Source organism: Nonomuraea sp. NPDC049141, from assembly GCF_040648415.1.
Taxonomy (GTDB): domain Bacteria; phylum Actinomycetota; class Actinomycetes; order Streptosporangiales; family Streptosporangiaceae; genus Nonomuraea.
The window spans coordinates 150,755-167,727 of the sequence record NZ_JBEZDR010000005.1; the positions used below are offsets into that span (position 1 = coordinate 150,755).

The 16,973-nt window shown below is 68.5% G+C and carries 21 protein-coding genes and 1 pseudogene; 15 read left to right on the forward strand and 7 right to left on the reverse strand.

The features are described from left to right. Positions 1-4: 4 nt before the first annotated feature. The 5 genes and pseudogenes from AB0B91_RS16700 to AB0B91_RS16720 form a co-directional block, all read left to right on the forward strand. On the forward strand, positions 5-388 hold the full coding sequence (locus AB0B91_RS16700) for an OB-fold domain-containing protein (RefSeq protein ID WP_358319598.1): 384 nt from the start codon (positions 5-7) through the stop codon (positions 386-388). Between the two features lie 30 nt (positions 389-418). Further along, entirely contained in the window at positions 419-1,330 is a 912-nt protein-coding gene (locus AB0B91_RS16705; RefSeq protein ID WP_358319601.1) for a LysR family transcriptional regulator, read from the forward strand. 191 nt (positions 1,331-1,521) lie between these two features. Further along, positions 1,522-1,854, forward strand: coding sequence for a hypothetical protein (locus AB0B91_RS16710; RefSeq protein ID WP_358319604.1), 333 nt, complete (start codon positions 1,522-1,524; stop codon positions 1,852-1,854). Next, entirely contained in the window at positions 1,851-3,971 is a 2,121-nt protein-coding gene (locus tag AB0B91_RS16715; RefSeq protein WP_358319607.1) for a carbon starvation CstA family protein, read from the forward strand. Before AB0B91_RS16710 ends, AB0B91_RS16715 begins: the two co-directional genes overlap by 4 nt. A gap of 78 nt (positions 3,972-4,049) precedes the next feature. Next, a pseudogene (locus AB0B91_RS16720) lies at positions 4,050-4,208 on the forward strand (short-chain dehydrogenase); the annotation flags it as partial. 2 nt (positions 4,209-4,210) lie between these two features. Here the strand turns inward: AB0B91_RS16720 and AB0B91_RS16725 are convergent. Together AB0B91_RS16725 and AB0B91_RS16730 are read right to left on the reverse strand one after the other, a co-directional pair. Next, positions 4,211-4,684: a hypothetical protein gene (locus AB0B91_RS16725; protein WP_358319610.1), complete on the reverse strand. Its 474-nt coding sequence runs from the start codon at positions 4,682-4,684 to the stop codon at positions 4,211-4,213. A gap of 117 nt (positions 4,685-4,801) precedes the next feature. Further along, positions 4,802-5,239 (reverse strand): MarR family winged helix-turn-helix transcriptional regulator, encoded by a 438-nt coding sequence (locus AB0B91_RS16730; RefSeq protein WP_358319613.1) that lies wholly within the window; start codon positions 5,237-5,239, stop codon positions 4,802-4,804. 148 nt (positions 5,240-5,387) lie between these two features. Here AB0B91_RS16730 and AB0B91_RS16735 point away from each other — a divergent pair, with 148 nt between their 5' ends. The 3 genes from AB0B91_RS16735 (at position 5,388) to AB0B91_RS16745 (ending at position 7,985) form a co-directional block, all read left to right on the forward strand. Then, positions 5,388-6,545: a serine hydrolase domain-containing protein gene (locus AB0B91_RS16735; RefSeq protein ID WP_358319616.1), complete on the forward strand. Its 1,158-nt coding sequence runs from the start codon at positions 5,388-5,390 to the stop codon at positions 6,543-6,545. 95 nt (positions 6,546-6,640) lie between these two features. Further along, the gene (locus AB0B91_RS16740; protein ID WP_358319618.1) at positions 6,641-7,366 is read left to right on the forward strand and encodes a helix-turn-helix transcriptional regulator; all 726 of its coding nucleotides are present in this window, start codon (positions 6,641-6,643) and stop codon (positions 7,364-7,366) included. Positions 7,367-7,460: 94 nt separating this feature from the next. Next, positions 7,461-7,985: a hypothetical protein gene (locus AB0B91_RS16745; protein WP_358319620.1), complete on the forward strand. Its 525-nt coding sequence runs from the start codon at positions 7,461-7,463 to the stop codon at positions 7,983-7,985. A 22-nt stretch (positions 7,986-8,007) separates the two neighbouring features. Here the strand turns inward: AB0B91_RS16745 and AB0B91_RS16750 are convergent, their stop codons facing one another. Further along, positions 8,008-8,952, reverse strand: a complete 945-nt coding sequence (locus AB0B91_RS16750) for an acyltransferase domain-containing protein (protein ID WP_358319623.1) — start codon at positions 8,950-8,952, stop codon at positions 8,008-8,010. A gap of 201 nt (positions 8,953-9,153) precedes the next feature. Between AB0B91_RS16750 and AB0B91_RS16755 the strand changes: the two genes are divergently transcribed. Further along, a complete protein-coding gene (locus AB0B91_RS16755) occupies positions 9,154-10,569 on the forward strand; it encodes a non-reducing end alpha-L-arabinofuranosidase family hydrolase (protein WP_358319626.1) in 1,416 nt (471 codons plus the stop codon). A gap of 4 nt (positions 10,570-10,573) precedes the next feature. On the opposite strand, the gene AB0B91_RS16760 is transcribed toward AB0B91_RS16755, so the two are convergent. Next, complete coding sequence (locus tag AB0B91_RS16760; protein ID WP_358319629.1) at positions 10,574-11,182, reverse strand: flavin reductase family protein; 609 nt, start codon at positions 11,180-11,182, stop codon at positions 10,574-10,576. Between the two features lie 71 nt (positions 11,183-11,253). On the opposite strand from AB0B91_RS16760, the gene AB0B91_RS16765 reads away from it, so the two are divergent. Continuing rightward, the gene (locus AB0B91_RS16765) at positions 11,254-11,832 is read left to right on the forward strand and encodes an AAA family ATPase (RefSeq protein ID WP_358319632.1); all 579 of its coding nucleotides are present in this window, start codon (positions 11,254-11,256) and stop codon (positions 11,830-11,832) included. After that, on the forward strand, positions 11,829-12,227 hold the full coding sequence (locus AB0B91_RS16770) for a hypothetical protein (RefSeq protein WP_358319635.1): 399 nt from the start codon (positions 11,829-11,831) through the stop codon (positions 12,225-12,227). Before AB0B91_RS16765 ends, AB0B91_RS16770 begins: the two co-directional genes overlap by 4 nt. A gap of 129 nt (positions 12,228-12,356) precedes the next feature. On the opposite strand, the gene AB0B91_RS16775 is transcribed toward AB0B91_RS16770, so the two are convergent. Beyond that, positions 12,357-12,602, reverse strand: a complete 246-nt coding sequence (locus AB0B91_RS16775) for a hypothetical protein (protein WP_358319637.1) — start codon at positions 12,600-12,602, stop codon at positions 12,357-12,359. 4 nt (positions 12,603-12,606) lie between these two features. Between AB0B91_RS16775 and AB0B91_RS16780 the strand changes: the two genes are divergently transcribed. Both AB0B91_RS16780 and AB0B91_RS16785 read left to right on the forward strand, forming a co-directional pair. Beyond that, positions 12,607-13,572 carry a PASTA domain-containing protein gene (locus AB0B91_RS16780; protein ID WP_358319640.1) on the forward strand — a complete coding sequence of 322 codons (966 nt, stop codon included), beginning with the start codon at positions 12,607-12,609 and terminating at the stop codon, positions 13,570-13,572. Further along, positions 13,569-14,168: a hypothetical protein gene (locus AB0B91_RS16785; RefSeq protein WP_358319642.1), complete on the forward strand. Its 600-nt coding sequence runs from the start codon at positions 13,569-13,571 to the stop codon at positions 14,166-14,168. The genes AB0B91_RS16780 and AB0B91_RS16785 overlap by 4 nt, the downstream gene beginning before the upstream one ends. A 4-nt stretch (positions 14,169-14,172) precedes the next feature. Here AB0B91_RS16785 and AB0B91_RS16790 read toward each other — a convergent pair whose 3' ends face one another. After that, positions 14,173-14,481 carry a hypothetical protein gene (locus tag AB0B91_RS16790; RefSeq protein WP_358319644.1) on the reverse strand — a complete coding sequence of 103 codons (309 nt, stop codon included), beginning with the start codon at positions 14,479-14,481 and terminating at the stop codon, positions 14,173-14,175. 92 nt (positions 14,482-14,573) lie between these two features. Between AB0B91_RS16790 and AB0B91_RS16795 the strand changes: the two genes are divergently transcribed. Both AB0B91_RS16795 and AB0B91_RS16800 read left to right on the forward strand, forming a co-directional pair. Then, a complete protein-coding gene (locus AB0B91_RS16795) occupies positions 14,574-15,140 on the forward strand; it encodes a carboxymuconolactone decarboxylase family protein (protein WP_358319647.1) in 567 nt (188 codons plus the stop codon). 88 nt (positions 15,141-15,228) lie between these two features. After that, entirely contained in the window at positions 15,229-16,023 is a 795-nt protein-coding gene (locus tag AB0B91_RS16800) for a maleylpyruvate isomerase N-terminal domain-containing protein (protein ID WP_358319649.1), read from the forward strand. Between the two features lie 49 nt (positions 16,024-16,072). Here AB0B91_RS16800 and AB0B91_RS16805 read toward each other — a convergent pair whose 3' ends face one another. Beyond that, the gene (locus AB0B91_RS16805) at positions 16,073-16,969 is read right to left on the reverse strand and encodes a sugar phosphate isomerase/epimerase (protein WP_358319652.1); all 897 of its coding nucleotides are present in this window, start codon (positions 16,967-16,969) and stop codon (positions 16,073-16,075) included. Positions 16,970-16,973 lie beyond the last annotated feature (4 nt).

Here is a 16,973-nt window from a genome sequence, read left to right on the forward strand (position 1 = left end):
GCCGATGCCCGTGGGAACCGTCCACCGCGACGCCGCCACCGCCGAGTTCTTCGACGGCACCGCGCGCGGCGAACTGCTGATCAGGCGCTGCGAGGAGTGCCGCGGCCCCGCCGCGCCGCAGGCCCGCACCTGCCCGCACTGCGGCTCGCCCGCCCTGTCCTGGACTCCAGCCGCCGGGACCGGCCAGGTCGTGAGCTGGTCCGTGGTGCATGCCAAGGGAGCCCCGCCCACCGTGGTCGCGATCGTCGAGCTGGACGAGGAGCCGTGGATGCAGGTCCAGCTCAACGGCGTCGCGCCCGAGGAGGTGCACGGCGGTATGCGGGTGCGCGTCGCCTTCGAACGGCCCGAGGAGGGTGAGGCGATCCCCGTGTTCCGGCCCGCGAACTGATCGCCGGGGGCCGCCGCTACCCTGAGCTGGATGGACATCCAGCAGCTCCGCTACTTCGTGGCCGTGGCCGAGGAGCTCCACTTCGGCCACGCCGCCGAACGGCTGCACGTGACGTCCTCCCCGCTCAGCCGCCGCATCCGGGAGTTGGAGAAGGAGCTCGGCAAGGACCTGTTCGACCGCGGCTACCACCAGGTCGAGCTGACCGCCTTCGGACGGGCGTTCCTGGAGCCCGCCCGCGACGTGCTGGCCCGCTTCGACGCGCTGGCGGACGTCGCGGCCGGACCCGCCGCCGACGCCGACGTCATGCGCGTGGGGGCTACGCCGCTCGCCCCCACCCAGGTCCTGGATTTGGTGCTGGAGACGTTCGAGCAGGTGAGCCCCGGGATCGAGCTGCCGGTGAGCCTGGAGCCGTCGGCGGGGCTGCTCGCCCTGCTGGCGACGCACAAGCTGGACATCGCCGTCGTCCACCTGCCCGTGGACGGCCCCGGCCTCGACAGTCTCGCCCTCGCCGAATACCGCTTCGCCATCGCCATGCGCGCCGACGACCCGCTCGCCGGCCGTGCCCGGCTCACGCTCGGCGATCTGGCCGACCGGCAGTTGCTGCTCACCTCGTTCAAGGTGCACCCGACGGTGATGAAGGGACTGCGCGATCACCTGCGCGAGGGCGGGGTCACCCGGATCCGGGAGCTGCCGCACAGCGACGTCGTACAGATCGCCGCGCACGTCACCCACTCGCGCGCCCTGTCCCTGACCACGCCCAGCACGATCGCGGGCCGCATCCTCGCTGAGACCGGGCTGGTCCTCGTGCCGCTGGATGACCCGGACCTGCACTTCCGGCTCGGCGTCGTCTGGCCCGCGAGCACAGCGGCTCGCGGCGGCCCGCTCGCGAGCGTCATCGCCGCCCTGCGCGAACGCGCCGGCGACTCGCTCACCTTCCTCTGATCACCGCGTTCACCATGAGGCGCCCGAGCGGACGATCATCACGACGACCGGCGGACCGTGGATCGTGGGTTCGTGTTGCCTCCGCCCTACCACGCTGACCTGCTGATTGGTTGGCTCTGGCACATTGACGCGGCGTTTCGGCCACATGTGCCTGGGTAGCGTCCGGGATACCTGGGATGCAGGAGCCGCGGATGTCCAGGATCACGCTCACAACCGCCGCCCGCGAAGCGCTGCGCACCGATGAAGTGGTCTTCTTCGACTGGCATGCCACCGGCCTGTGCTGTGCGAGCGCCGGAGAGTTCTCGATCCGGCCACTGCGGCGGTCCAGTCTGCCCCGGCGGGCGCGGCCGCTGGAGACGGATCTGGTTTACGCCCATCCCATCGCCTGGGTACATCTCGCCGACCTGCTGGTCACGGTCGACTGCCGCCCGATGTGGCGTTGGCGACACTTCACGACCGATCTGCCACCGGACGCGGGACTGCGATGCTGCCTGGGCCGGCCCGTGTGGGGAGGCAACCGATGAAAGCCCGTTCCATCATCATCTGGACGTTGGTCGCCGCCATCGGCGCTATGGGATGGGGAGTGCTCGCCCTGTCCCGAGGCGAGAACGTCAACGCGGTTTGGCTGTTGGCCGCGGCGCTCGGCTCCTACGCCATCGCCTACCGCTTCTACGCCCGGTTCATCCTGCACAAAGTGCTGGGCGCGGACAGCCGCCGGGCCACTCCTGCCGAGCGGCTCAACAACGCCATCGACTACCACCCCACGGACCGACGGATCCTGTTCGGCCACCACTTCGCCGCCATCGCCGGAGCCGGGCCACTGGTGGGACCGGTACTGGCGGCCCAGATGGGCTACTTGCCAGGCACCATCTGGATCGTCGCCGGCGTGATCTTCGCTGGGGCCGTGCAGGACATGGTGATCCTGTTCTTCTCCATGCGGCGTGACGGCAAGAGTCTGGGGCAGATGGCTCGCGAGGAGATCGGCCCGGTAGGCGGTGCGGCGGCGCTCGTCGCCGTCTTCGCCATCATGATCATCTTGCTGGCTGTGCTGGCGCTGGTCGTGGTGGGCGCCCTGGCCAAATCCCCTTGGGGCGTCTTCTCTCTCGCGATGACCATCCCGATCGCCCTGTTCATGGGGTTCTACATGCGCACGATCCGGCCCGGCCGGGTTGTGGAGACCACCCTGATCGGCGTCGGGATGCTGATTCTGGCGATCGTGGCCGGCGGCTGGATCCAGGAGTCGAGTTGGGCGGCCACGTTCACGCTGAGCCAGTCATCGCTGGCGCTGTGGCTGATCGCCTACGGCTTCGTCGCCGCGGTGCTGCCCGTGTGGATGCTGCTGGCACCCCGTGACTACCTGTCCACGTTCATGAAGATCGGCACCATCGTGCTGCTCGCCATCGGCGTGGCCATCACCCTGCCCCCGTTGAAGAACACCGCGTTCACCGCGTTCGCCTTCAACGGCAAGGGGCCGGTTTTCGCGGGGTCGCTGTTTCCCTTCGTGTTCATCATCATCGCCTGCGGAGCCTTGTCGGGATTCCACTCGCTGATCGCCTCCGGCACGACGCCCAAGATGATCCAGAAGGAGACCCAGGTCCGGATGATCGGTTACGGCGCCATGCTCATGGAGTCGTTCGTCGCCGTCATGGCCATCACCGCGGCCTCTCTGCTGAGCCCCGGGCTGTATTTCGCGATGAACTCCCCGGCGGGGGTCGTCGGCGCCACCGTCCAGTCCGCCTCGCAAGCGGTCAGCAACATGGGCTTCGTCATCACGCCCGAGCAGTTGCAGGCGGAGGCGCAAGCCGTACAAGAACAGACATTGATCGCGCGGACCGGGGGCGCGCCCACTCTGGCCGTCGGCATCTCGCAGATCTTCTCGGGCTTCCTCGGAGGAGCCGCGTTGAAGGCGTTCTGGTACCACTTCGCGATCATGTTCGAGGCGCTCTTCATCCTCACCACAGTGGACGCCGGGACCAGGGTGGGCCGCTTCATGCTCCAGGACACGCTGGGCAACCTGTGGAAGCCCATCGGCCGAGTGAGCTGGTGGCCCGGACTGACGGCGGTCAGCGCGGTGGTCGTGGGCGCCTGGGGATACTTCCTCTACCAAGGCGTCAACGACCCGCTCGGCGGCATCAACCAGCTCTTCCCGCTCTTCGGCATCGCCAACCAGTTGCTCGCCGCCGTGGCACTGACCGTCGCCACCACGCTGTTGATCAAGAGCGGGCGGCTCAAATGGGCGTGGGTGACCGCGATACCACTCGCCTGGGACACGGCGGTCACCCTGACCGCGAGCTACGAGAAGGTCTTCTCCAGCGATCCGACGCTCGGCTTCTTCGCACAGCGCACCCGCTTCCAGGGGGCGCTGGATCAGGGGCAGGTGCTGGCTCCGGCCAAGACCGTCGACGCGATGCGGCAGATCGTGGTCAATTCCACCGTCGACGGGATCCTCGCCGTGCTGTTCGCCATCCTGATCATCATCGTGATCGTGGACGCCATACGGGTGTGGGTGAAGGCGATCAAGGCCAAGGAGCCGCTGCCGAACACCGAGACGCCGTTCGAAGAGTCCAAGCTCCTCGCGCCGGCTGGGCTCATCGCCACCCGCGAGGAACGCCGACAGATGGCCACGGCGGAAGGCGGGTAGCCGCTCACTCTCCGAATGGCGGACATTGCCGGGATTCCGGGCAGACTCCGGTTGTGCGCTCCGGACGGGTTCGCGTCGTCGGAGTCACCCAGATATGTCGGCCGTGCTGTCGTTGCCTTGGCCTCGGACCCTGACCGGGCGCGGTGGAACCAGCGGTCTGTCAGCTCCGCTCAGCTCGCGGACGAGTACGGGTTCACCGACCTCGATGGCTCCCAGCCTGATAGCTGGGAGCTGTAGGTTCACCGGTAGGCGCCCGGGCGGACGATCATCATGACGACGACGGCCGCCCACAGCAGGTTGTAGATCCCGGCGAGCATGGAGAGCGTGCGCAGCGCTTTGGCGTTGCCGGGCTCGGCGAGTGCGTCGCGCTGGCGTGGATAGATCTGCACGGCCAGCAGGCCGCCCGCGGCGGCGGTGAGAATCATGGAGAGGTTGATCCAGATCTCCCCCATCCTGCCCTGGACGACGGCCAAGGCGATCCCGACCACGGGCACGACGAGGCCGAAGACGCTGTAGCCCCGGGTGATGCGGTGCAACATGACGGCCACGGCCCGGTTCCGTTCTTCGGAAAGCGGCGCGTCGCCTGGGGCGCCACCGGCGGGAACGCCGATGGCGAGCGGCGCGTACCGGGGAAACAGGCTCGCCGCGACGGCCGAGCCGCCCACGAGCACGATGCCCGCGAGCACGTGCAACGACAGCAGCAACTTTTCCACAGACCCTCCCCAGGGCAACCTTCAGGCAGCCTGAAGCCTAGCACGGAAGCTTCAGACAACCTGAAGGTTGCCTTTCGCGACGGGTCAGGAGGTGGCGGCACCGCCGAACGCAGCGGGTCAAGCCGGGGCGCTGCCGTCGAACGCGGCGCGTACAGCATCGGCGACCTGCCGTTGGATCGGGTCCGCGGCCGGGCCGAACAGCCGCTCGTCCACCTCCGCCACCACCTTCTTCGCCGCCTCCAGGAGGCGCGCGCCGTCCGGCGTGAGCTCGATCGTCGAAGCGGAGCCCGCGCGGGCGGTGTTGTCGCGCACCAGCCCGGCCCCGGCGAGCACCTTCACCGCCGTGTGGACGCTCTGGACCGTCGTCCCCGACATCCGCGCCAGATCGCTGAACGACACCCCGGGCACCCCGGCGATGTGACCGAGCAGGCCGAGCCGGCCGACCGTGAGATCGAGCGGCGCGAGAGCGGCCCCGAGCTCGGCCTCGATCCGGCGCGCCAGCGTGAGCAGGACGATGGAGGGGCTGGTCGCGGGCGGGCTGTTCTCGATGGTCACCTCCCCAGTCTCCCCCCACCGATCCGGCGGCACGACCTCGGTAGCGCTGGCTGTACCTCCGGACTCCAGTGCGCGGTATCGATCATGGAGGGGTCCCGCCGACATGCTTGGTGACATCGCAAACGAGCCACCGAGCAGGGAGCCCCCGATGTCGTACGCCACCGTAAAGTCCCCCTCCACCAAGCGTCGCGGCCGGCTGGCGCTGGCGGCGGTGGCCATCGCCGCGCTGAGCGGCCTCAGCCTGAACGCCGCGCCGGCGACCGCCGACTCCGCGGACACGGTGCAGCAGGCCCTGGACGGTCTGGTCGGCAAGGGCGGGTTCCCCGGCACGCTGGCCGCCGTGCGGGACGCCGACGGTCGTACCCGCGACTACACCGCCGGTGTGGGCGACCTGAAGACGCGGGACGAGGTGCCGGTCGACGGCCGGGTACGGATCGCCAGCAACACCAAGATGTTCACCGCCGTGGTCGTGCTGCAACTGGTCGGCGAGGGCAAGATCGGGCTGGACGCCCCCATTGAGAAGTACCTGCCCAGGCTGATCCGCGGCAACGGCAACGACGGCCGCAAGATCACCGTCCGGCAGCTGCTCCAGCACACCAGCGGCCTGCACAGCTACACCGCGAACATGCCGCCGATCCTGGAGACCCGGCACAAGTACACCGAGCCTCGCGAACTCCTCGACACCGGGCTGGCGCACAAGCCGGACTTCGCGCCCGGCAAGAGCTGGCTGTACAGCAACACCGGCTACGTGGTGCTCGGCCTGCTCGTACAGAAGGTCACCGGCCGGCCGATCAGCGAGGAGATCACCAACCGGATCATCAAGCCGGTCGGGCTGCGCGACACCTACTGGCCGGGCATCGGCGAGCAGACCATCCGCGGCGCCCACCCCCACGGCTACACCCCTGACGAGAAGAAGAAGATGGTGGACATCACCGAGCTGGACCCGTCCTGGGGCTGGTCCGCCGGACAGCTCATCGCCACCCCGAGCGACGTCAACCGCTTCCTGGCCGCGCTGATGGACGGTGAGCTGCTCAAGCCGGCCCAGCTCAAGCAGATGAAGCAGACCATCAAGGCGCCCGGCCTCCCGTCCACCTGGACGTACGGGCTCGGCCTCGTCAAGATCAAGCTGAGCTGTGGCGAGTCCGCCTACGGCCACGGCGGCGACATCGACGGCTACGAGACCCGTACCGGCATCACCGAGGACGGCCGCGCCGCCACCGTCGCGGTCACCGCCCTTCCCACCTCGCAGGCCGGCGCCAAGCAGGTCAACGCCGCCCTCGACACCGCCCTCTGCGCTGCCAAGTAGCCCCCAAGCTTGCAGGTCGCGCGGCTAAGGTTTGCTCATTCGGATTGTGCGGATGATGCGAGCCCGCCGTTGCGTGAGGGCGGCGAAGGAGACGTGTGGACGAGAGCGAGTCGTTGATCCAGCTTGCCCATCGTCTGGAAGAGGTGGTGGGCGAGCTACGCGGCATCCCCGTCGACGTCGAACGGCTGGAGAACAGCGAATGCGTTCGGCTGCAGATCGGGCATGCCTCGCGCTCAGCCCGCGAACTGCGCGCCATGCACCCGGTGGGCTCGGCGGAGAAGGGGCGCGCGGAGCAGAAGAGCAGGCGCGACGTGCTCGACGCCCTGCGGGACGGCATGACGATGCGTACGATCATCCACACGAGCGTGCTGGACGACCCGCGCAAGGCGGCCCGGCTCAGGGAGCTGCACGCCGCCGGTGACCTCCATCGAGTCGTCGACGAGCCGATCCAGCAGTTGCTCATCTTCGACCGCACGGTGGCATTCCTCCGCATCACCCCCGTCGCCTACTCGCCGGGTGCCCTGGTGATCAGGCAGCAGAGTCTGATCAGCACCCTCATCGACCTGTTCGAGCAGACCTGGACCAGGGCCAGGGAGGTCACCGAGCCGGCGCACCGGCTGAGCCCGCGCGAGCGTGAGGTGCTCGCCCTGATCGCCGAAGGGCGTACCAACAGCGCCGTCGCCCGCGCCCTGTCGGTCTCCGAGGCGGCCATCAACAAGCACATGGCCAGCGTGTTCACCAAGCTCGAGCTACCCGCGTCGGAGGACGACAACCGGCGGGTGCTGGCGGTGCTGGCGTATCTGCGCGGCACGGCGAAGTAGCGCCCCTCGTGGGTAGTGCCAGGTCTACCTTGTCCTCGCCCCAGCCCCCATGCGAACGGACTCCGGTACGCACTTCAATGGTGTCATGCAGCGAATGACTGGATTGCTGGTTGGCGCGGTCTTCGGCGCGGTCTTCGTCGTCGTCAACGCGCAGAGCCCGCTGAACACCTTGACCGCGAACCTCCTGCGGGTGGCCGCCTGCCTGGCGGCCGCGAGTGTTGTCGCCATGTGGATCATGACCGCCAGGAAGGAGCGGTCCGTCGGGGGCCCGCGACGGAACATGTTCGGCCGCGGTTACCTGATCATCGTGGCCGCCGAGGTGATTCTGCTCTTCGGCGGGATCCGGGTGCTGGCCGCCTGGGAACGCCCCGAACAGACCAACGTGGCCTGGGTGGCGTTCGTGGTCGGTGTCCATTTCATCGCGTTGGCGCCGATCTGGAAGGACTGGGGGATCGCCGTACCCGGTGTGGTGCTCACCCTGCTCGGCGCCGCCGGGCTCGTTCTGGCGTCGACGGCCGCCGTAGCCTGGGTGCCGCTCATCAGCGGTGTGCTGTCCGGCGTGGTGCTCCTGACCGGCGCCCTCACCTTCGGCTGGCGCGCGGTGGCCCGGCCGGCCTAGGTCGCTGGATGTCTCGGCCCGGCTAGATCGGGAAGCGGCCGCGGCGGATGCGCCAGTGGCGGCCGGCCTTCAGGTGGTCGACGATCGCGCGCTGGAGCGCGGTGCGGCGCGGCAGCCGGTCGAGCGGCGTGGTCAAGGTGCGGAACACGAACCGCAGCACCTCGACGTCGGCGTCCTGTCCTTCCGGCTCCTCGTAGGGCTCCAGCTCGAACCTCCGCTGGAACCGGACGATGTTGGAGTCCCCTGGCAGGTACTCCAGTAGCTGCGGGTCGAGCAGCCACGAGCCGCAGGAGAACGCCGTGTAGCGCTCGCCGGGGAAATGGCGTGGGAAGAACGCGCGGGCCTCGTCGAGCGACGCCGCGACCGCCTCCGGGGTCATCGGCCCCGACTCGGGGATGTGCAGGTCGATGGTGGTGCCGCCGCGATGGTGCTGCAGCCGGCCCAGCTCGTAGATGGCGCCGCGCGCGTGCAGCGTCAGCCAGCTCTGCATGACCGGCCAGCCCTCGCGGTGCATCCGCCGGTCGATCGCGAGGTTGCGGCCCAGGTCCGCGAGGGTCGCCCACGACACGGCATCGGCGATGCCGTGGTCGCGGTGGTACCCCGTGACGACGTCGACCAGGGCCAGGTACGCGTACACGTAGAGATGCCGCCAGGCGGGGCCTCGTTCGCGCGGCAGCTCCGGACCGGGCGACAGCCAGCCGTGGCCCCCGAGATCGGCGCGGACCAGGGCGATCGAGCGGTCGAGCAGCCAGCGCAGCTCCGGAGTCCACAGTGGAGAGTCGGGGTCGGGCCAACCCGCCATGATCTCGGCGGCGTCGTCCGGCCGCACCGCGAGCCGGTCGAGGATCGCGGGCGCGTCGGCCTTGGTGGGCAGCGGAGCCGACGGCCGGTCGCCGGCGAGCCGGTGCACACGGTCGACATCCTCAACGGGTACCCCGAGCCGGGCGGCGGTGTCGTCCAGATCCACGCGGACGATCCTACGATCACCGGCAATTCCCCGCAGAAGTGAGACGGGACACCGGCGAACGCCTCATCCGAGAGGTGAAAGTTTCAGCGTCACAACGGCCCCACCGTGCGGGAATGGCCGCGCCTCGAAAGTTTCGCTTGATGGTCTGAAATCTTTCTGAGACGCTCAGCCATCGTCGGCCCCGCCCCCACGGAGGACGCAGTGCACCTCAACCGCACCCGGTTCTGGGCCATCGCGGCGGCCTTGGCCGCGATCGCCGCCGCACTCATCACCCCCACCGCCCAGGCCGCCCCGGGCTGCCGCATCACCTATACGGTGACCAGCCAATGGCAGAGCGGTTATGGCGCCAGTGTTAGCGTTACCAATCTGGGTGATCCGCTCACCAGCTGGAATCTGACCTGGTCGTTCACCGCCGGCCAGGCCATCACCCAGCTCTGGAACGGCACCTACACCCAGTCCGCCGCCCAGGTCACCGTCATCAACGCCGCCTACAACGGCTCTCTGGCCACCGGCGCCAGCACGTCGTTCGGCTTCAACGCCTCCTGGAACAACTCCGCCAACCCGGCGCCGACCGACTTCGCGCTCAACGGCACCACCTGCACCGGCAGCACGCCGACCCCGACGCCCACCCCGACGGTCACACCCACCGGCGGCACCGGCACGCTGCCCAGCAGCTTCCGCTGGCGCTCCAGCCCCGCGCTGATCGCCCCCAAACCGGACGCGAGCCACAACATCGCCGCCGTCAAGGACCCGTCGGTCGTCTACTACAACGGCCGCTGGCACGTCTTCGCCAGCACCGCGAACGCGAGCGGCTACAACATGGTCTACCTGAACTTCACCGACTGGGCACAGGCGGGCGCCGCCACGCACACGTATCTCGACCAGAGCGCGATCGGCACCGGCTACCGGGCGGCGCCCCAGGTGTTCTACTTCGCGCCGCAGAACAAGTGGTATCTGGTCTACCAGACCGGCAACGCCTCGTACTCGACCACCACCGACATCAGCAACCCGAGGTCGTGGAGCGCGCCGCAGAACTTCTACGCCAGCATGCCGGACATCATCCGCCAGAACATCGGCAACGGCTACTGGGTCGACATGTGGGTCATCTGCGACACGGTCAACTGCTACCTGTTCTCCTCCGACGACAACGGCCACCTCTACCGCTCCCAGACCACCGTGGCGAACTTCCCCAACGGCTTCACCAACACCGTCATCGCCATGCAGGACAGCAACAGGAACAACCTCTTCGAGGCCTCCAACGTCTACAAGATCAAGGGCACGAACCAGTACCTGCTGCTGGTGGAGGCCATCGGCAGCGACGGCCGGCGCTACTTCCGCTCCTGGACCTCGACCGCCATCACCGGCCCGTGGAGCCAACTCGCCGCGACCGAGAGCAACCCGTTCGCCCGCAGTACGAACGTCACCTTCGACTCCACCGCCTGGACCAAGGACATCAGCCACGGCGAGATGATCCGCGACGGCTACGACCAGACCCTGACCATCAGCCCGTGCCAACTCCGCTACCTGTACCAGGGCCTGGACCCGAACGCCGGCGGCGACTACAACTCGCTGCCCTGGAGACTGGCCCTGCTCACCCAGACCAACTCGACCTGCTGAGAAGTCATTCGCCCCGCGGCTCCTCGTAGGGGATGCGGCTCAGGTGCATGATCTGGCCCAGCGTCCCCCACTCGTCGCCGCCGAGCTTGGTCAACGGGCGCAGCAGTTCGGCGTCAGGGCGCCCGTTGACGAGGTACTCCTCGTGCACCGCCGCGAGGAAGATCCTGCCGAAAACCATGGTGGAGTTGCCCATGCGCAGAGTGGTGTGCGAACGGCACTCCAGGACAACGGGAGCGCTGGCCACCCGGGGCGGGCGCACGTGACGGCTGGGTTCGCGTTCGATTCCCGCGGTGCCGAATTCGCTGACGATCCGCGGGAAATCGGTGGCGGTGTCGCGGATCAGGTGCAGATTCGGTTCGGAGCAGAAGTTGATGACGAACTCTCCGGTGTCCTCGACATTGCGCAGAGAGTCCTTGCGACCGATCGAGGTGAACTGCACGATCGGCGGATCGGTGCTGGCGATGCTGAAGAAGGAGTGCGGCGCGAGATTGTCCACCGCTCCGTCGGGTGTGACGGTGGAGACCCACGCGATCGGGCGCGGAACGACGACCGAGGTCATGAACCGGTAGAAACCCGGCCCACCCAGAGCCTCGGGGTCGAAGTCAACGCGCATGCCGTTCAGTATCCATTCCGCTCACGCTGTGTAGTGACCGCCACGCGGCACAGCCGTGTCATCGTGTGGACATGGAACCGATCCCGCCGGTAAGAGGCTCCGGACGCGTCATCATCCTCAACGGAGCATCGAGCTCCGGGAAATCGACCCTGGCCAAAGCACTGCGGCAGGCGCTTGACGAGCCGTTCCTGTACGTCTCGTCCGACCAGTTCGTGGCGAGCGGAATGCTCCCCGACCGGCGCGACGAAGAAGGCCCCTTCTCCTGGTGGAACGAGATGCGGCCACGTTTCTTCAAGGGCTTTCACCAATGCCTGCCCGCCCTGGCCGGCGCGGGCAACGACCTGATCGTGGAGCACGTCATCGAATTCCGGGCCTGGCGTGAATCTCTTTCTCGCCTGTTGGCGGACTTCGACGTGTTCCTCGTCGGCGTGCATTGCGACCTTGCGGAGATCGACCGGAGAGAACGCGAACGCGGCGACCGCCGCATCGGCGAGGGCCGCTCTCACGTGGAGACCGACGGCATACACACGTTCGGCCCCTATGACTACGAGGTGGATACCAGTGACGGGATTTCAACCGCGCTCACCCGGTCCGTGGTGACCGCCTGGCACTCAAGAGGCACGCAACGCGTGCTACGGTCCCAAGTGTGACGGAGTCGATCCTGTCAAATTCGGCTGCTGCTCGTAATCGACGTCGGATTCTCTGGGCGGATTCAGTTTCCGCGATCCTGCTCATTGGAACCGGGGTTTTATTTCTGGCCAGCCGCCACACGGCAGCAGGCGGCTACCTGTCAACTGCAACGGGCCTGATCTCGCAGGCTTGCGCTGTAGGCGCTGCGGTCCTGTTGATCGCGGGACTCTGGCGGCGGCCGGATGCGCGACTGTCTCTGCTCAGTCCGATCCTTGACGAACGTGAAAACCCTGAACGACTGGTTGCGCAGCGGGTGATGCAAGCACTGGACTGGAAACTGGCGGTGCTCCGCACTGCCATGGGCATCATTATTCTGCAGGCGACCCTGATGGGCTTATCTATAGTTCTGCCGTAAGCCAATGAGCCGCCATCACCACCTGTAACGAAATCGTCACTCTTCCGAATTGAGTAGTGACCTACTCATGTCCTGGCCGGACGGCGTGCCTAGCGTCGAGGCTGATGTCAGGGAGGTGGCGATGCGGGCCTACGCGGTTGCCGTGAGCGTGATGGTGCTGATGGCCGCGATCCTGATCGGGCTGGTGAGCCCGGCGACGGCCACGAGCCTGATCAGGCCGACGAGCCCGGCGGTGGCCGGAGCCGCGGCGCCGTCAGGCGAGCCGGTGGTAGGCGGGTCGGTGACGCCGACGGCCTCATCGTCCTGCCCGACGCTCGACGAGTGGAACAGCGAGACGCATGACGGCACCCACGCGGCATCCGTGCCGAACGTCATGGGAATGACGCGGGAGAACGCGAAAGCCACCCTGGCGCAGGCCGGTTTCGACACGGAGGCGACGCCTTCCGACGCGGCGGCCGACTGGACGGTGACCGACCAGACCCCCACGAGCGAGGAGCTCGCGAACTGCGGCTCCACCGTGACCATCGACCTGGAAGCGCCGACCGTGGAGGTCCCGGACGTCGTCGGCGACCCGCTCGATCAAGCGGAACAGGAGGTACGGGACCAAGGGCTCGTCTCCTCCGTGGCCCAGGGAGAGGCCGCCGAACCGCGCGTGGTGGACTCCCAGGATCCCGCCGCCGGGACGCGGGTGCCGAAAGGCAGCACCGTAACGCTGCGCCTGCGTCCCCCCACGCCGGTGTCCCCGACTCCCGAACAAGTCACGGTCCCCGACCTGAGCGGGCTCAGCGCGAGCGCGGCGAGACGGCGGGTCCAGGAGCGAGGGCTCACGCTCGTCATCGGCAGCGGCGACTCCGGCAACGTGAGCGAGCAGGAGCCGGCCGCGGGCAGCCGCGTCGAACGGGGTAGCTCCGTCACCGTCACCCTGACACCGGTCACCGGGCCGACCGACCCCGCGAGCCCAGAGGTCACCCCGACCGACACCGACGAGTCGCCGGAGGCAGGCGCCATCGACACCGACAAGACGGGCTCGTCGAGCACGCCACTGCCCGGCTTGCTGGTGGTCGTGCTCGTGGCGGCGGCCGTCCTGGTCTGGGCGCTACGCCGCGCCCGCCGCGGGCGGGGGACGCCCGCGATGGCCGCAGCATCCGCGATGACGGACATGACCGCGACCACCGTCATGCCGTCAACGTCCGCGACACCGCCGGCGCCCTCAGTCGTCTGCGTGCCGTACGCCGACCTCTCGCCCCACCTGGAGCTCCGCGAGCTGGTGGCCCCCTCGCTCAGCCTCGACTTCGTCTGCCATCACGACCAGGGCCGCCAGGAGATCAGGGAGATCGTACGGTGACCGTTACCTTCACCACCCACCCCAGCACCGCCGACCTGCTGCTCTACGCCGATCCGCGACAAGCGGCCCAGGAGCTGTCGCAGGCCGTGGACGCCCACCGGGTACTCGACGAGATCACCCGGCAGGCCCAGGCGCCGCCCGGCGAGCTGCTGCACAAGGCCGCGGAGGCGGGCGCCACACTGCTGGGCGGCATCGACGTGGGCTCGGTGCTGCTGGGCGGCTGGGCGAAATACCGCAGTCTGCGCGCCGCGGCCCGCAAGACCTTGGACAACCCGGGCATGGGGCTCATGGTGCCGCTGGCCGAGCATGAGATCGTCTCGCACCACGAGCCCTATGTCGAGGTGCAGGTCAACGGCCAGCCCGTGGGGCGGGTGACGTTCGGGATAGACCTGATCCTGCATCTGACGATGGTGACCGCGAGTGTCCGGGCCGGTCGGCTGATGCGCCTGACCGGGGGCGCCTGCACGGCCGCCATCGCCTGCAAGATCCACGGCGTCGAGGTGGCCAGAAAGGACTTCGAACTGGTCACACTGCCGATCAACCGCGACCTCGGAGAGGGTTTTCCCCTGCTCCCCGAGGCGCGGATGGCGAGCTGACCGGTCAGTCGAAGGTCTCGTGGGTGGTGTCCGGGATGTCGTCGTCCAGTTCGACGCGCACCCGATCGATCGTCCCGGTGAAGGGGAAGCCACGCGGGTAGTCCCAGCTCACCGGCGACAGGGCGTCACGGCCCAGCACCAGGCCCTGCCAGCCGATCAGGTATCGCGCGGTCGTGATCGGCTCCTTGCCGCCGGCGGGACGGCCGTCGACGGCCAGCGCGGCGACGCCCTGGCGGGGACCGGTCTTCGTGAAGATCATCGACAGGACGCGGTCACGTACCGCCATCTGGTAGCCGCCGTACGCCGAATCCACCTTTTTCGTTACATCGGGTCGGGACCTTGGCTTCTGTTCCCGGTTCATCGATCATTTCGTGACGCTTACCAATCACCCAGCCGGAGGCACCAATGGCGAGACTCAGCCTCATCAACCCTGACGACGCGACCGGCGACGCGGCCAAGACGCTCGCGGCCCTGCCGGTCAAGCTCAACATCTTCCGCATGCTGGCGCACGCGGAGTCGTGCGTGGTCCCGCAGGTTCGACTGGGCCAGGCCATCCTCAGCAGCCTTGACCTCGGGCACCGGCTTCGTGAACTGCTGATCCTGCTCGTGGCCCAGGTCGAGGGCGGCGCCTACGAGTGGCGGCAGCATGTGCCGATCGCCCTGGGAGTCGGCGTGCCGCAGGCGCAGATCGACGCGATCGAACGGCTGGATCTCGGTAGCGACGCCTTCGACGACGCCGAGCGTGCGCTGCTCGCGTTCGGCAGGCAGGTGATCGAGACCGTCCGGGTCGAGGAGAGCGTGTTCACGGCGGTTCGGGGGCACTTCTCCGAGCGGCAGATCGTCGAGGCGATCCTGGCGATCGGCTTCTACATGACCATGGCCCGCCTGACCGAGGCGACGGAGACCGACCTCGACCCGGCCTCGGGAATGACCGTGTTCGACTCCCTTCAGCCCAGGGACGCGTCCGCGTGAACGGACCGGGAATTATCGGCGGGCTCGACCGGCTGAGCTTGTCGACATCTCCGGCACGGCACCTCTTACCCTCCCTTTGGAGCCGAACATGACCGATCGCGCCGACCAGATCATCGACGCTCTGCGCAGCGGACACGATCACCTGGCCGCTCTCGTACGCGGCCTCGCGCCCGACGACCTCACCCGGCCGTCCGGAGCGGCGGAATGGGACGTGTCACAGGTGCTCAGCCACCTGGGCAGCGGCTCGGAGATCAACCTGGCCAACCTGGAGGCCTCGCTGAGCGGCACCGCCGCCCCGGACGGGGACTTCAACAAGACGGTCTGGGCCCGCTGGGACGCGATGTCCCCGGCCGAGCGGGCCGAGGGCTTTCTGGCCGCCAGCGAGGCGCTGGTCAGCCGCTACGAGAGCCTCGACGCGCAGACGAGACAGGACCTGCGGATCAAGCTCGGCTTCCTGCCCGTCCCCGTGGACGTCGCGACCGCGGCGGGCCTGCGGCTCAGCGAGTTCGCCCACCACTCGTGGGACGTCGAGGTCGCCTTCGACCCGGCGGCGGCCCTGGCCCCGGCCGCGACCGAACTGCTCCTCGACCAGGTGGGCCTGCTCATCCACTTCATCGGCAAGGCCGACGGCCTTGGCGGCCGCCGGGGCAGCCTGGCCATCCGAACCACCTCTCCCGAGCGCTCCTTCGGGCTCGACGTGGCTGACAAGGTCAGCCTCATCGACGAGCCCGCCCAGCCCGACGCCGTTCTCAGCGCGCCGGCCGAGTGGTGGCTGCGGCTCACCACCGGCCGTCACTCCCCCGAGCACACGCCGGACGTCGTGACACTCACGAGCCAGACCCTCACCCTGGACGACCTGCGCCGGGTCTTCCCCGGCTTCTGAGACCGGCCCGCCGAGCCCGGCCCAAACGCCGGGCTCGGTGGCGTGGTCCCTAGAAGCGCACCTTCCGCAGGTAGCGGTAGCCGACCTCCGCGGTACGCCGGGGAGTCACGTCCGGGGTGTCGTTCTCCACGATGTACTCCTTCACCCGGTGCGCGTCGAAGATCCGCCGGAAGTCGATGGTCCCGGTGCCGAGGTCGGCCATGTCACCGTTGAGGTCCCGGTCCTTGACGTGGAACTGCAGCACGCGCTGCGGCGCCCTGCGGATGACGTCGAGCGTGAAGCGCACCGGGTCGGCGACGCCGCGCCCGATGCCGCCGGTGACCGCCCAGTAGATGTCGATCTCCAGATGGACCAGGCGCGGATCGAGCTCGGACGTGAGCACGTCCCACGGCGTCCGCCCACCGCCGAGGTCGGTCGTGAACTCGTGGGCGTGGTTGTGGTAGCCGTACCGCAGCCCGGCCGAGCGGGCGGCCGCCGCCTCGACGTTCATGCGCTCGGCCCATGCCTTCCACTCGTCCTCGCTGGTGGAGTTCAGGTAGGGCACGATCATGAAGGACTGGCCGAGGGTCAGCGCGTTGCTGATCTTCGTGTCCAGCCCGGCGGCGTCGGTGGTGAGGCCGTCGTGGCTGGAGCTGGCCCGGATGCCGATCCCGTCGAGGAACTCACGGAGCTGTTGTGCCGTACGGCCGAAGTAGCCGAGCGCGAGCTCGACCTTCGGATAGCCGATCTCGGCCAGGTAGGCGAGGGTGGTGTCGTAGTTCTGGGAGAGGTCGTCGCGGACCGTCCAGAGCTGGATGCTGATCTGGTCGGGAGGGACGCGGTGACCGCCGTTGCCGCGCGGGGTCGCCGCGGCGGCGGGCGTGGCGGCGGCGGCCAGGGCGCCCGCCCCGAGTCCGAGGCCCGCGGCGAGCAAGGACCGCCTGCTGGGGCCGTACCCGTAACACATGGGG